Below are 13,157 nucleotides of genomic sequence, written 5' to 3'. Positions count from 1 at the left end.
AAGGACAGCAGATGCCGACGATGCCCTCCCCGAACCCGGCCCCCCTCCGGTACGACCCTGACGTCCTCGTCATCGGCGGCGGCGTCGTCGGCCTGTTCTGCGCCTACTACCTGCGCCGCGCAGGCAACAGCGTGACCGTCGTGGAACGGGGGCCGGTCGGCGGCCTCCAGTCCTGTTCGTATGGAAACACCGGCTTCGTCGGCACGCAGGGCGCGCTTCCCCTCGCCGAGCCCGGCGTGATGGCCCAGGGACTGCGCTGGCTGCTGAACCCGGAAAGTCCCTTCTACATCAGACCGCGCCCGGACCCCGAGCTGTTGTCGTGGCTCTGGCACTTTCGCCGTGCCTGCAACGAGCGCGACGCGAAGGCCGGTTTCCAGGTACTGGTCGACATGAAGAAGCGGAGCCTCGGGATCCTCCGTGAGCTCTGCGCGTCGGATGGCCTGGCCTCCACCTTCACAGCCCAGGGGATGCTGCTCGCGTACCGGACACGGCAGGGATTCGAGAAGGCCTGCCGGGCGGTGCCGGGAACGGTCGCGAGCGGCGTGCCGCTGCGCGTCCTCGGCCCGGGGGAGCTGCGCGCGCTCGAACCGGACGCCGAGTTCGACATCCACGGCGCCCTGTACAACGAGGAGGGTGCCTACCTGCGTGTCCCCGACTTCGTCACCGGACTCGCCCGGACGCTCGGCGACATGGGCGTGGAGATCCACGAGCACACCGGGGTCGTCGGTTTCGAGGTCGCGGGAGCCGAGGTCAAGCGGGTCAGGACGGTTCACGGGGACTTCAGCCCTCGCGAGACGGTCATCGCCGCCGGGACCTGGTCGGCGGAATGCGCTCGCGGGCTGGACATCGGGCTCAGGCTCCAGCCCGCCAAGGGCTACTCCGTCACGGTCAAGGCACCGGGCAACGCGCCCCGGCTGCCGGTCCTGCTGGGCGAGGGGAAGGTCGCGCTCGTACCGCTCGGCGACCGCCTCCGCTTCGGCGGAACCCTGGAGCTGTCAGGCATGGACACCGCGATCTCCCGCAGCCGGGTGGACGGCATCCTGCGAACCGTTCAGGTGTACCTCCCGAAGATGGAGAGCACCGAGACTCTCGAAACCTGGAGTGGGTTTCGTCCCTGCAGCCCGGACGGCCTCCCCTTCCTGGGGCGTGCCGCCCCCTACCGCAACCTCTCCGTCGCGTGCGGTCACGGCCACATCGGCATGGGGCTCGCACCGGTCAGCGGCAGGCTGATCGCACAGCTCGTCGCCGGAGAGCGACCCGAGATGGACCTCACCCCGCTGAGTCCCGGCCGCTACGGTGGCGGGCCCCCGCGCCGCCTCCGCCTGCGTCCCGGGCGATGAGAGGCGTCCCACCCCCCCGCTTGCGGCGATGGGACACCGGACCTCGCGCCGTGACCGGCCCGGATCCCGCCGCCAGACGACACGACCGCAACACCCGACGGGAGAGAACCGCCATGGCCACCGGAGCGGAAACGGAGCACGACGTCGCGATCGGCGTCCTGTGCTGCGACACCAACTTCACCAAGGTCCCGGGGCACATCCGCAACCGGGCCACCTTCGACTTCCCCGTCATCTACCGGGTCGTGGACGGCGCGACCGCCGAACGCGTGGTGACCCAGGCCGACCCGCGCCTGCTCGACCCGTTCATCCAGGCCGCTCAGGAACTCGAAGCGCGGGGCGCGGCCGCCATCACCGGTGCCTGCGGCTTTCTCGTCATCTTCCAGAGGCAGCTGGCCGACGCGGTCAACGTCCCGCTGCACGCCTCAAGCCTGATCCAACTGCCCATGGTGCACCGCATGATCCGCTCGGATCAGAAGGTCGGGCTGCTGGTCGCCAAGAAGCCCTCCCTCACCCGGCGTCACCTGGCGGCCGTCGGCGCCGAGCACGTCCCGGTCTGCGTCGTCGGCCTGGAGGACCAGCCGGAGTTCCGCGAGGTCATGCTCGAAGCCCGGCGCCCGGACCTCGACGCCGACCGCCTGGGCCGCGAAGTGCTGGGCCAGGTCGAACAGCTGGCGAAGGAGAACCCCGACATGGGGGCGCTCGTCATCGAATGCACCGACGTGGTGCCCTATGCCCACCAGATCCAGGCACACCTCGGCATACCGGTCTTCGACATCGTGACCCTCACCGAAATGGTCCACCGGAGCCTGACCCGCCGACCCTTCGGCGCCTCCGGCACGGGCCAGTGCCCCGTCGACGGTGGTGAACACGCGGTTCTGAATCCGGGTTCCCCGGGAGGCCCCTGACCGCACCGGCACAGAGGCTGATCGCCTTGGCGTCGCCCGGCCGTTTTCGAGGATCAGGGCTCAGGGGCGGGCCGGCTCGCCGGCTGAGAGGTGGGTGTCGCCCGGCTCCCCGGGGAGCCCTTCCGGGGGTCCTGTTCGTATGGTTATTGAGTTGCGGGGAGGTGGGGGTTCTGGCGTTATTGATCTCGTTCGGGATGTGACCGGGAGGAGGCGATGTGGAGATGTCGTACAACGAGGTGATGGGTGGGCGTGCGCCGATCCGCATGTGGGCCGACCCGGCCGAGGTCGAGCCGAACGTGATGCAGCAGCTTCGTAATGTGGCGAACCTGCCGTGGGTGCAGGGGGTCGCGGTGATGCCGGACGTGCATCACGGGATGGGCGCGACGGTGGGGTCGGTTATCGCGATGCGTGACGCGGTCTCGCCCGCGGCGGTCGGGGTCGACATCGGCTGCGGGATGACCGCGGTGCGGACCTCCTACCGGGTGGAGAGCCTTCCCGACAATCTGGCCTACCTGCGTTCGAAGCTGGAGCAGGCGGTGCCGGTCGGCTTCGGGCACCACAAGCGGCCGGTCGACCCGACCAGGCTGCAGGGGTTCAAGGCCGCCGACTGGGCGGGCTTCTGGAAGGACTTCGACACGCTGGCCCCGGCGGTACACCAGAGGAGGGAGCGGGCCGAGGTGCAGATGGGCACCCTGGGTGGGGGGAACCACTTCCTGGAGGTCTGCGCCGACGACGAGGGCGTGGTCTGGGTGGTGCTGCACTCCGGGTCGCGCAACATCGGCAAGGAGCTGGCCGAGCACCACATCGGACAGGCCCAGGACCTGCCGCACAACCAGGACCTGCCGGACCGCAACCTGGCGGTGTTCGTCGGGGGCACCCCGCAGATGGACGCCTACCGGCGCGATCTGTTCTGGGCGCAGGACTACGCGCGGCGCAACCGGACGGTCATGATGGCCCTGGTCTGCGACGTGCTCCGGCGCCACCTGGCGGGCATCACCTTCGAGCAGCCGATCTCCTGCCACCACAACTACGTGGCGGAGGAGCGCTACGACGGTGTGGACGTGCTCGTCACCCGAAAGGGTGCGATCCGCGCTGGATCCGGTGAGTTCGGCATCATTCCCGGCTCGATGGCGACCGGCACCTACATCGTGAAGGGCCTGGGGAACCCCGCCGCGTTCAACTCGGCCTCGCACGGCGCGGGTCGCCGGATGAGCCGGAACAAGGCGAAGAAGACCTTCACCCTGGCGGACTTCAAGGCGCAGACCGCCGGCGTCGAGTGCCGCAAGGACACCGGGGTGATCGACGAGATCCCCGGCGCGTACAAGGACATCCAGTCGGTCATGGCCGCGCAGACCGACCTGGTCGAGGTGGTCGCGCACCTGCGGCAGCTGGTCTGCATCAAGGGCTGAGCGATCGGTCCGCGACCAGGGCGTGCGCCGTTTTCGAGGGACGTGAGGACGCGGGGACCTCAGGGACCGGATCGTCCGGACAGACCAAGCAATACCTCAAGGAATCAACCATCTCGTGGTGATGTTGGAGTGGTCGAGGCCCGTTTGGGGCTGGGTAGGGGGCTGGCCATAGGCTGGCCCCCTGCTCGATAGGTGACCGACTGGGAGGTGGCGCCCCGTGTTGCAGGATTCATTCGGCCGTGTGGCGACCGATCTGCGGGTGTCCCTCACGGACCGCTGTAACCTGCGCTGTTCTTACTGCATGCCGCCCGAGGGCCTGGAATGGTTACCCAACCCCGAACTGCTGACCGCCGACGAGATCGTCCGGTTGGTCACCATCGGGGTGGAGCGGCTGGGCATCACCGAGGTCCGCTACACCGGGGGCGAGCCCCTGCTCCGCCGCGAACTGGTCGACATCGTGACCCGCACCACCGCGCTCGTCCCCACCCCGCAGGTCTCGCTGACCACCAACGGGATCGGGCTGAGCCGGATGGCCGGCTCCCTGGCCGTCGCCGGCCTGCACCGGGTCAACGTCTCCCTCGACACCCTCGACCGCGAGACCTTCAAGAAACTCGCCCACCGTGACCGGCTGGCCGACGTTCTTGCGGGCCTGGAGGCGGCGCACGCCTCCGGCCTGCGCCCCGTCAAGGTCAACACCGTGCTGATGCGCGGGATCAACGACCACGAGGCCGTGCCGTTGCTGCGCTACTGCCTGGAACGGGAGTACGAGCTGCGGTTCATCGAGCAGATGCCGCTGGACGCCCAGCACGGCTGGCGCCGGGAGAACATGATCACAGCTGACGAGATCCTCGCCCGGCTCCAGGCCGCCTTCGACCTGACCGACGCCGATCCGGTGGAACGCGGTAGCGCTCCTGCGGAACTGTTCCTCGTCGAGGGGGGCCCGGCCAGGGTCGGCGTCATCGGCTCGGTCACCCGCCCGTTCTGCGGTGCGTGCGACCGGGTGCGGCTCACCGCCGACGGCCAGATCCGCAACTGCCTGTTCGCCACCGACGAGTCCGACCTGAGGAGCGCGATGCGCTCGGGGGCGAGCGACGACGAGATCGTCGAGCGTTGGCGGTCCGCGGTCCGGATCAAGAAGGCAGGTCACGGCATCGATGACCCGACCTTCCTGCAGCCGTCCCGCCCGATGTCCGCCATCGGCGGATGATCGCCCGCCACGACGCCTGCGTCCTGGCGGGCGGTCTCGCGAGACGGCTCGGCGGCCGGGACAAGCCCGCCCTGCACGTCTCGGGCCGCCCGCTGGTCGAGTCGGTGGCCGCTGCCGTACCCGGCGCCGGCAGGCTGGTCGTCGTCGGGCCGCCCCGCCCCGGGCTGCCACACGCGATCTTCCGCCGTGAGGATCCACCCGGAGGCGGCCCCGTTCCGGCGCTGCGGGCGGGGCTGGCCGAGGTGACCGCGCCGTGGGTGGCGCTGCTCGCCGCCGACCTTCCGTTCCTGACCGCCGAGCACGTGTCCGCGCTGCTGGACGCGGCAGGCGCGGGAACGGGGACGATGGCGTACACGGAGGGGGCGCGGGCGGGAGCGGTGCTCGTCGACGACGGTGGCCGCGAGCAGTGGCTCGCCGGGGTCTGGCATACGGCGAGCCTGGTGCGGGCGCTCGCCCGCTACGAGGGGCGGTCGCTGCACGGGCTGCTGGCCCCGCTCGACCCGGTCACGCTTCGTCTCGCCGGGCAGCCGTGGTTCGATTGCGACACGATGGACGATCTACAGCGGGCACGGGCTTCGAAGGCCCAGGTGGCACCACCGCTGAGAGGGAGTGAGAGTTGAACGTGCTGACGGAGTGGACCGCGCTGGTCTGCCGGGAGTTGGGCATCGATCCCGCGACGGTCGACCGTGACGAGGTGCTCGACCTGACGAAGGAGGTCGCGCACGGAGTGGCTCGGCCCGCCGCGCCGCTGACGGCCTATCTGCTCGGTGTGGCGCTGGGGGCGGGCACGGCGCCGCCGGATGCCGTGGAAAGGCTGACCGCGCTGGCGCGTAACTGGGAGCAGACAACCGATACTCAGGGTGAGAAATAATGTCAAGGAAAAGGTGAGGACAACTAAAAGTCATAAGAAAAGGGCGACGCCGGGTGGTTACGGGGGCAAACCACCCGGCGTCGCTTCATCGGCGTTCCGACGGGGGCCCGGAACGCCGGCACCAGTGCCCCGACGGGGGACCAGGGCACTTGGCTAAAGCGTACACCTACAACCCTTAGAGTGCGTCAAGACTTAGTCACGACCCGATCTCGCGTCGGTGGCGTGGAATCTCACTCTGTCCGGAATCTTCCACGTCAGGGGCTCCCGGCACCCCGCGTGGCGGCGCATTGGCCCCGATCACGGCAATATATGGTAAAAAGATCGCCCCGGCGAAGAGCAGCAGCCGTACGGGTAGCGGAGCGGGCACGGTGAAGGCGAGGATCAGGCAGATCAGCCGGATCCCCATCTTGATGAAGTAGCTCTTCTCGCGCTTGCCGATGTCGGCACTCAGGGAGGGCTGGGCATCCGTCACCTGATGAACCACCGGGCGCTTGTGCCATCCCTTCACGATTCCCAATCTAGGCCTCATATCGGCTGGTGGCGAACGGTCATGTAATCATCGCTTTCCGGGAAGAAGCATGAGATGACAGATCGAACGTACCGGGTGACCGAGATAGTCGGCACTTCGGGGGAGAGCATCGAGGCAGCCGTGCGCAACGGAGTCCGCCGTGCCTCCCGGACCCTGCGTCACCTCGACTGGTTCGAGGTGACCGAGATCAGAGGGCACATCGAGGAGGGGGAGGTCGGCCATTTCCAGGTCGGGATGAAGGTCGGATTCCGGCTGGAGGACGACTGAGCCCGCCCGCGGCGGCCCCCCGATGGAGGACCCCTTCGGCACGGCACGATCCGCCCGGCAGGGCCTAGCTGGCCTGGCTGACCGTCGACATGTTGAAATCGGGCACCCGGATCGCCGGCATGATCGCGCGATTGAAGTAGTCGCTCCACTCGCGCGGCAGGGTCTGCTCGGAGGCGCCGACCTCGGTGAGGCGGCGGAGCAGGTCCACCGGGCTCTCGTTGAAGCGGAAGTTGTTCACCTCGCCCACGACCTCGCCGTTCTCCACCAGGTAGACGCCGTCGCGGGTCAGGCCGGTCAGTAGCAGCGTCTGCGGGTCGACCTCGCGGATGTACCACAGACAGGTGAGCAGCAGGCCGCGCTCGGTGGAGGCGATCATCTCCTCCAGCGACCGGCCGCCTTCGGGGCCTCGCATGATCAGGTTGTCGATGGCCGGGGTCACCGGCAGGCCGGTCAGCTCGGCGGAGTGCCGGGTCTGCAGCAGGTTGGCCAGTCTGCCGTCGGAGATCCAGTCGGTGGCCGCCAGTGGCAGCCCGTTGTCGAACACCGAGCTCTCCCGGCTGGAGGCGTGCGCCACCACGAACGGCGGGCACTCGATACCCGGCGCGGCGGGGTCGGCGTACAGGCGGATCGGCGACTCGGAGAGGACCTCGCCGACGCGGGTGCCGCCGCCGGGCCTGGAGAAGACGGTGCGTCCCTCCAGGGCGTCGCGGGCTCCGGCCGTCCAGTACAGGTAGATCATCAGATCGGCCACGGCCGTCGGCGGCAGCAGCGTCTCGTACCGGCCCGCGGGCAGGTCGACACGGTTCTCAGCCCACTCAAGCCGCCGGGCCAGCGTGGCGTCCAGGGCCGCCACGTCGACGTCGGAGAAGTCGCGGGTGGACACGCCCGTCCACGCCGAGCGCTTCATGTCCAAGGACTTGGCGTTGAGCTCCAGGCGCCCGGTGGGCTGGGTGTGCCGCAGCCTGGTGCCCGTGGAGGTGCCCACGAAGGTCGTCGTGACCGTGTGCTCGGCGAATCCGTACAGCCTGCGCCCGCTCGCCTCGGCCACGGTGAAGGCCTCGCCCAGGGCGGGGGCGAAGGCGCCGAACACCCCTATCGAGGTCGGTTCGGCCGGGTCGTCCCAGCCGTCGGATCGGGTGCCCTCCAGCAGCGGCCGGGCGTCCTCGGAGGGCTGGGCGTCCTCAGCGGCGTGGTCGGCGGCCGCCACGACGTCGTCGAGTTGCTCGGGGCGGACCGCCGCCCGTGACACCACGCCCACCCCCCGGCCCACGATCGAGATCACGGTGAGCTGCGCGGAGCGGGACACGCCGTTGGTGGTGAGGGTGTTGCCCGCGAAGCGCAGGTTGGCGCTCGACCCCTCGTCCACGATCACAACGACCTCGTCGGCCGTGGAGAGCTCAAGAACCTTCTCGATCATCTCCTGGGGGCTCATGCCGCTCCTCTCCTGCCGGCTCGTCCGGCCGCCGCCTTCGTCCGCCTCACCGTACGCGCTCAACTGCCACTCTCCTGGGCGGTGTTGAGGACGCGCACGCCACGGAAGAGCGCCGACGGGCAGCCGTGGCTGACCGGGGCGACCTGGCCCGGTTGCCCCTTGCCGCAGTTGAACGCCCCGCCGAGCACGTACGTCTGCGGCCCGCCGACCGCCGCCATCGACCGCCAGAAGTCGGTGGTCGTGGCCTGGTATGCGACGTCGCGCAACTGTCCGGCGAGCCTGCCGTTCTTGATCAGATAAAACCGCTGACCGGTGAACTGGAAATTGTAACGCTGCATGTCGATGGACCAGCTCTTGTCGCCCACCACGTAGATGCCCCGGTCGACACCGGAGATCAGCTCCTCGGTGGTGGGGCCGTCGGGTGCCGGTCGCAGCGACACGTTCGCCATGCGCTGGATCGGGGGGTTGCCGGGGGAGTCGGCGAAGGCACAGCCGTTGGAGGCGCCCAGGCCCTTCAGCAGCGCCATCCGCCGGTCGAGCTGGTAGCCGACCAGTACGCCGCCGGAGACGATGTCGAACTCCCTGGTCGCCACCCCCTCGTCGTCGTAGCCGATCGTGGCCAGGCCGTGCTCGGCGGTGCGGTCACCGACCACGTTCATCACCTGCGAGCCGTACACCAGCTTGCCGAGCTGGTCGAAGGTGGCGAAGCTCGTCCCGGCGTACGCCGCCTCGTAGCCGAGGGCGCGGTCGAGTTCGGTGGCGTGCCCGACCGACTCGTGGATCGTCAGCCACAGGTTCGACGGGTCGATCACCAGGTCGTAGGGGCCGGCCTCGACGGAGGGAGCCCTGAGCTTCTCCTCAAGGAGTTCGGGAACGCGCGCCAGCTCGCCGGGGAAGTCCCAGCCGGTGCCGGTGAGGTACTCGTACCCCCGGCCCGCGGGCGGGGCGAGCGTCCGCATCGAGTCGAAGCGGCCGTCCAGCACCCGCGTCGCCTCCAACTGGGGGTGGACGCGCACCCGCTGCTGCGTGGTGGAGGTCCCGGCCGTGTCGGCGTAGAACTTCTGCTCCTTGACCTGCATCAGCGACGCCTGGACGTGGTCCACCCTGGGATCTGCCAGCAGGCCGCGGGACCAGTCGGCGAGCAGCTCCGTCTTGTCGCGCATCGGCACCTCGAACGGGTCGAGTTCGTAGGAGGAGACCCAGGTGACGTCGGAGTGCACCGGTTCCGGCGCCAGCTCGACGGGCTCGCGGTTGATCGCCGCCGAGACGAGCGCCACCTCCACCGCCTGCTCGGCGACGCGGACGGCCGCCTCGGGGGTCAGCTCGATGCCTCCGGCGAAGCCCCAGGTGCCGTTCTTGACGACCCGTACGGCATAGCCGAGGGTGTCGGCGTCGATGGAGCCCTCAAGCGCGGCGTCGGACAGGCGTACGGTCTCTCCGCGGATGCGTTCCAGCCGGAAGTCGGCGTGCTCGGCGCCCAGGTCCCGGGCGCGCCGCAGGGCCGCGTCCGCCAGCCGCCGCAGCGGCAGGGCGAGAAAGTCGGAGTCGATCTGGCGCATGTCAACGATCCTAACCCTGTGATCTTGTCCTTCCCGGACAAGAGGGTTACCCCCAAGTAGCCGATACCGTCTGACCATGGCTCGATCTGTTCTCGTAACCGGCGGCAATCGCGGCATCGGCCTCGCGATCGCCCGCGAACTCGCCCAGGCAGGCGACGCCGTCGCCGTGACCTACCGTTCCGGACAGCCCCCCGAGGGGCTGTTCGGCGTGCGCTGCGACGTGACCAGCACGGCCGACGTGGACGCCGCGTTCGCGAAGGTCGAGGCCGAGTACGGCCCGGTCGAGGTGCTCGTCGCCAACGCGGGCATCACCAAGGACACGCTGCTGCCGATGATGAAGGAGGAGACCTTCACCGATGTCATCGACGCCAATCTGACCGGCGCCTACCGGGTCGCCAAGCGCGCCACCCGCGGCATGCTGCGGCTCAAGCGCGGGCGTATCGTGCTGATCTCCTCGGTGGTGGCCATGCTCGGCTCCGCGGGGCAGAGCAACTACGCCGCCTCCAAGGCCGGGATGATCGGTTTCGCCCGGTCGGCGGCCAGGGAGCTGGGCTCGCGCAACATCACGGTCAACGTGGTCGCCCCCGGTTTCGTGGAGACCGACATGACGGCCGAGCTCGACGAGTCGTACCAAGAGCAGATCAGAAAGAACATCCCCCTGGGCCGCTACGCCAGCCCTGAGGAGATCGCACGCGTGGTCAGATTCCTGGCCGGCGAGGACGCCGCCTACATCACGGGAGCTGTCATCCCCGTTGACGGCGGCCTTGGAATGGGGCACTGACGTGGGAATTCTCGAAGGTAAGCGGCTTCTGGTCACCGGGGTGCTCACCGACTCCTCCATCGCCTTCTCGGTGGCCAAACTGGCCCAGCAGGAGGGCGCCCAGATCGTGCTCACCGGTTTCGGCCGGCTCAGCCTGGTCGAGCGCATCGCCAAGCGCCTGCCGGAGCCGCCGCCGGTGCTGGAGCTCGACGTCACCAGCGCCGAGCACCTCGACTCCCTGGCCGACCGGGTCGGCGAACACCTCGGCGGCCTGGACGGGGTGGTGCACGCCATCGGTTTCGCCCCGCAGACCGCCCTGGGCGGCAACTTCCTGAACACCTCCTGGGAGGACGTGGCGACCGCCGTCCAGGTCTCCACCTACTCGTTCAAGTCGCTCGCGGTGGCCGCGCTCCCGCTCATGAAGGAGGGCGGTGCGATCGTCGGCCTCGACTTCGACGCCACCAAGGCCTGGCCGGTGTACGACTGGATGGGGGTGGCCAAGGCCGGCCTGGAGTCCTGCTCCCGCTACCTGGCCCGCGATCTGGGCAAGCACGGCATCCGGGTCAACCTTGTCGCGGCGGGTCCGCTCCGGACCATGGCCGCCAAGAGCATCCCCGGCTTCGGTGAGTTCGAGGACAGCTGGCCCGCCAAGGCCCCGATCGGCTGGGACATCAACGACCCGATTCCGACGGCCAAGGCGTGTGTCGCCCTGCTGTCGGACTGGTTCCCCGCCACGACCGGTGAGATCGTCCATGTCGACGGCGGCGTGCACGCCATCGGAGCCTAGGTCCTGTCCCGCGGGTCAGGTGGCGCCGGTGACCGAGGTGGGCAAAAAGATCCAGGGAGCAGGGGTCTAGGCCACCCGGTGATGGCCCGGCGGCACCGGCTCGAAGGGGATCGACTCCTTGACCCTCCGCCTGCTGTACAGCAGGCGGACCGCGAGGATGGCCAGAGTGAGCAGCGCGGTGGTGAGCACGGTGCCCGCCGTGTTGGATGGCCGGCTGGGTGTCACCGGCCGTTCGTTCGACATCTGCCGCTGTAACTCCTGCATCAGCGGGGCCGGCCAGAGCAGTTCCACCCGGGGGGCCTCGGCGTCGACCACGGGTGACGGCTCGGAGGTCACCGGTGCGTCCACGCTGGTCGTGGGCGTGTCGGCCTCCGGATACAGCGGCAGTGAGGGCTGTCGCGCCCGGCCGGTCGGCACCGGTTCCTTCCGCGCGGGCTGGTGACCGTGGTCGCGCGAAGGGCTCGGCGACGGCTTGGACCGGGCCGCCTCCTGAGAGGGGGAACTCTCCGACGGGTCTGGGCACTTGGGGGAGGCCGCCGTGGGCCGGCAGGTGCCGGCGGGATTCTCGGGGCGCGACTCGTTGCCCGAGGAGGTCTCCTTGCCTTCTGCGGGGCGGGTTTTGGCGGCCGAGGTGGCCGGGGCCGGTGTCTCCTCCTCGGCGGCGGGCGTCTTCTCGGCGGCGGGCGTCTGAGCCGTGGTGCCGGCGGTGTCGTCGCCGGCGGCCGAGGATGAGAGCGGGGACAGCAGGGGGGAGAGCGGGGAGGCGCTGCCCGTGATGCCGCTCACCACGTTGTCCACGGTCCGGCAGATCCCGCCCGTCACGGTACCCAGCAGTCCTCCGTGATCGCAGTCGTCCACCCGTGTGACGGTGTCCCCCCAGGCGGTGTCCACCGGCGAAACCGCCGGGATCCCGCTGCCCAGCACCAGCGCCATTGCGCCTGCCGACATCGCGGTTCGCACTCGTCTCCCTTCCCCCGGTCGGATATCGGCCGTGATGTGCTGCCGACATCCGGGTGCCCCCGCCACCTGCTTTGACAGTCTTGTGGGGAGGCCCGGTTTTTTCACGGAAAGTTGCTATTCGGTATCGACTAGTGATACGCGAGGCGAATTCTCGTTCGGTTTCCGTTCTGAGCGTCTCAGTCGGCCGACACGTCGTCGAGTGCTTCCCTTATCTCCACGGGCAACGACAGATCCTCGGCCTGGAGCACCCCGGACAGCTGCGCGTGGGTGCGGGCGCCGACGATGGCGGAGGCCACCCCCGGCTGGTCGCGTACCCACGACAGGGCCACCGACAGCGGCGAGACGCCAAGCCCCTCGGCGGCGGTCGTCACCGACTCCACGACCCGGCGGCACCGCTCGTCGAGGTAGGGCGTGACGAAATCGGCGAAGTGCGGGGTCGCGGCCCGAGAGTCGGCGGGGATGCCCGTGCGGTACTTGCCGGTGAGGACCCCGCGCCCGAGCGGCGACCAGGCGAGCACCCCGGCGCCGACATGCTCGGCGGCGGGGATCAGCTCGCGCTCGGCCTCTCTGGCCAGGAGCGAGTACTCGACCTGGGCCGCGACGATCGGCACCCGCCCTGGAACCGCCCGTTGCCCGACTGCGGCGGTCGCCAGCTGCCAGCCCGAGTAGTCGCACACCCCGGCGTACGCGGCCCGCCCGGAGGACACGATCGCGTCCACGGCGGCCAGGGTCTCCTCCAGCGGGACGTCGGGATCAAAGGCGTGCAGCTGCCACAGGTCGACCTCGTTGACGCCCAGGCGGGTCAGGGAGGCGTCGATCGCGGCGACCAGGTGCTTCCTTGAGGCGTCGCGGGGTCTGCGTCCGGCGGGGGTGAGCACGGCCTTGGTGGACAGCACCAGCTCCGAACGCGGTACCGAGTCGCGCAGCAGCCGCCCGAGCAGCCGTTCGGCGTCGCCGCCCGTGTAGACGTCGGCGGTGTCGATGAGCGTGCCGCCGGCTTCGGCGAACATGCGGAGCTGCGCCGCGGCCTCCTCGGCGCCGGTGTCACGCCCCCACGTCATCGTCCCCAGTCCCAGGCGGGACACCGACAAGCCGCTCCGGCCCACATAGCGCTGCTCCATGATCCGGCCA

General features: G+C 69.7%; 14 protein-coding genes. 9 read left to right on the top strand and 5 right to left on the bottom strand.

Annotation, left to right across the window (positions count from 1 at the left end; translation table 11 throughout):
• The first annotated feature begins 11 nt into the window (after positions 1 to 11).
• From IG98_RS0102390 to IG98_RS53065, 6 genes are all read left to right on the top strand, one after another.
• Positions 12 to 1,340 carry an NAD(P)/FAD-dependent oxidoreductase gene (locus IG98_RS0102390; RefSeq protein ID WP_030904675.1) on the top strand — a complete coding sequence of 443 codons (1,329 nt, stop codon included), beginning with the start codon at positions 12 to 14 and terminating at the stop codon, positions 1,338 to 1,340.
• Between the two features lie 113 nt (positions 1,341 to 1,453).
• The gene (locus tag IG98_RS0102385; protein ID WP_030904674.1) at positions 1,454 to 2,245 is read left to right on the top strand and encodes an aspartate/glutamate racemase family protein; all 792 of its coding nucleotides are present in this window, start codon (positions 1,454 to 1,456) and stop codon (positions 2,243 to 2,245) included.
• A 221-nt stretch (positions 2,246 to 2,466) separates the two neighbouring features.
• A complete protein-coding gene (locus IG98_RS0102380; RefSeq protein WP_030904673.1) occupies positions 2,467 to 3,654 on the top strand; it encodes an RtcB family protein in 1,188 nt (395 codons plus the stop codon).
• A 217-nt stretch (positions 3,655 to 3,871) separates the two neighbouring features.
• A complete protein-coding gene (moaA, locus tag IG98_RS0102375) occupies positions 3,872 to 4,861 on the top strand; it encodes a GTP 3',8-cyclase MoaA (protein ID WP_030904670.1) in 990 nt (329 codons plus the stop codon).
• Positions 4,858 to 5,481: a molybdenum cofactor guanylyltransferase gene (gene mobA / locus IG98_RS0102370; protein WP_030904667.1), complete on the top strand. Its 624-nt coding sequence runs from the start codon at positions 4,858 to 4,860 to the stop codon at positions 5,479 to 5,481. Before moaA ends, mobA begins: the two co-directional genes overlap by 4 nt.
• A gap of 2 nt (positions 5,482 to 5,483) precedes the next feature.
• Positions 5,484 to 5,732, top strand: coding sequence for a DUF6457 domain-containing protein (locus tag IG98_RS53065; protein ID WP_245651382.1), 249 nt, complete (start codon positions 5,484 to 5,486; stop codon positions 5,730 to 5,732).
• Positions 5,733 to 5,928: 196 nt separating this feature from the next.
• Here IG98_RS53065 and IG98_RS0102360 read toward each other — a convergent pair whose 3' ends face one another.
• Positions 5,929 to 6,240, bottom strand: coding sequence for a DUF3099 domain-containing protein (locus tag IG98_RS0102360; RefSeq protein WP_030904661.1), 312 nt, complete (start codon positions 6,238 to 6,240; stop codon positions 5,929 to 5,931).
• Between the two features lie 75 nt (positions 6,241 to 6,315).
• Here IG98_RS0102360 and IG98_RS0102355 point away from each other — a divergent pair, with 75 nt between their 5' ends.
• Complete coding sequence (locus tag IG98_RS0102355) at positions 6,316 to 6,528, top strand: dodecin (protein WP_030904659.1); 213 nt, start codon at positions 6,316 to 6,318, stop codon at positions 6,526 to 6,528.
• A 64-nt stretch (positions 6,529 to 6,592) separates the two neighbouring features.
• Here the strand turns inward: IG98_RS0102355 and IG98_RS0102350 are convergent, their stop codons facing one another.
• Entirely contained in the window at positions 6,593 to 7,960 is a 1,368-nt protein-coding gene (locus tag IG98_RS0102350) for a TldD/PmbA family protein (RefSeq protein WP_030904657.1), read from the bottom strand.
• Between the two features lie 59 nt (positions 7,961 to 8,019).
• A complete protein-coding gene (locus IG98_RS0102345) occupies positions 8,020 to 9,519 on the bottom strand; it encodes a TldD/PmbA family protein (protein WP_030904654.1) in 1,500 nt (499 codons plus the stop codon).
• A gap of 76 nt (positions 9,520 to 9,595) precedes the next feature.
• Between IG98_RS0102345 and IG98_RS0102340 the strand changes: the two genes are divergently transcribed.
• Both IG98_RS0102340 and fabI read left to right on the top strand, forming a co-directional pair.
• Positions 9,596 to 10,300: a beta-ketoacyl-ACP reductase gene (locus IG98_RS0102340; protein WP_030904652.1), complete on the top strand. Its 705-nt coding sequence runs from the start codon at positions 9,596 to 9,598 to the stop codon at positions 10,298 to 10,300.
• Position 10,301: 1 nt separating this feature from the next.
• Positions 10,302 to 11,066 carry an enoyl-ACP reductase FabI gene (gene fabI, locus IG98_RS0102335; protein WP_030904649.1) on the top strand — a complete coding sequence of 255 codons (765 nt, stop codon included), beginning with the start codon at positions 10,302 to 10,304 and terminating at the stop codon, positions 11,064 to 11,066.
• 66 nt (positions 11,067 to 11,132) lie between these two features.
• Here the strand turns inward: fabI and IG98_RS0102330 are convergent, their stop codons facing one another.
• Both IG98_RS0102330 and IG98_RS0102325 read right to left on the bottom strand, forming a co-directional pair.
• A complete protein-coding gene (locus IG98_RS0102330) occupies positions 11,133 to 12,014 on the bottom strand; it encodes a hypothetical protein (RefSeq protein WP_157594112.1) in 882 nt (293 codons plus the stop codon).
• A gap of 188 nt (positions 12,015 to 12,202) precedes the next feature.
• Positions 12,203 to 13,147, bottom strand: a complete 945-nt coding sequence (locus IG98_RS0102325) for an aldo/keto reductase (protein ID WP_030904644.1) — start codon at positions 13,145 to 13,147, stop codon at positions 12,203 to 12,205.
• Positions 13,148 to 13,157 lie beyond the last annotated feature (10 nt).

Source organism: Streptosporangium amethystogenes (assembly GCF_000721075.1).
Lineage (GTDB): Bacteria > Actinomycetota > Actinomycetes > Streptosporangiales > Streptosporangiaceae > Streptosporangium > Streptosporangium amethystogenes.
The sequence above is the reverse complement of the archived record's forward strand: the minus strand, read 5'-3'. Positions and strand labels throughout refer to the sequence as shown.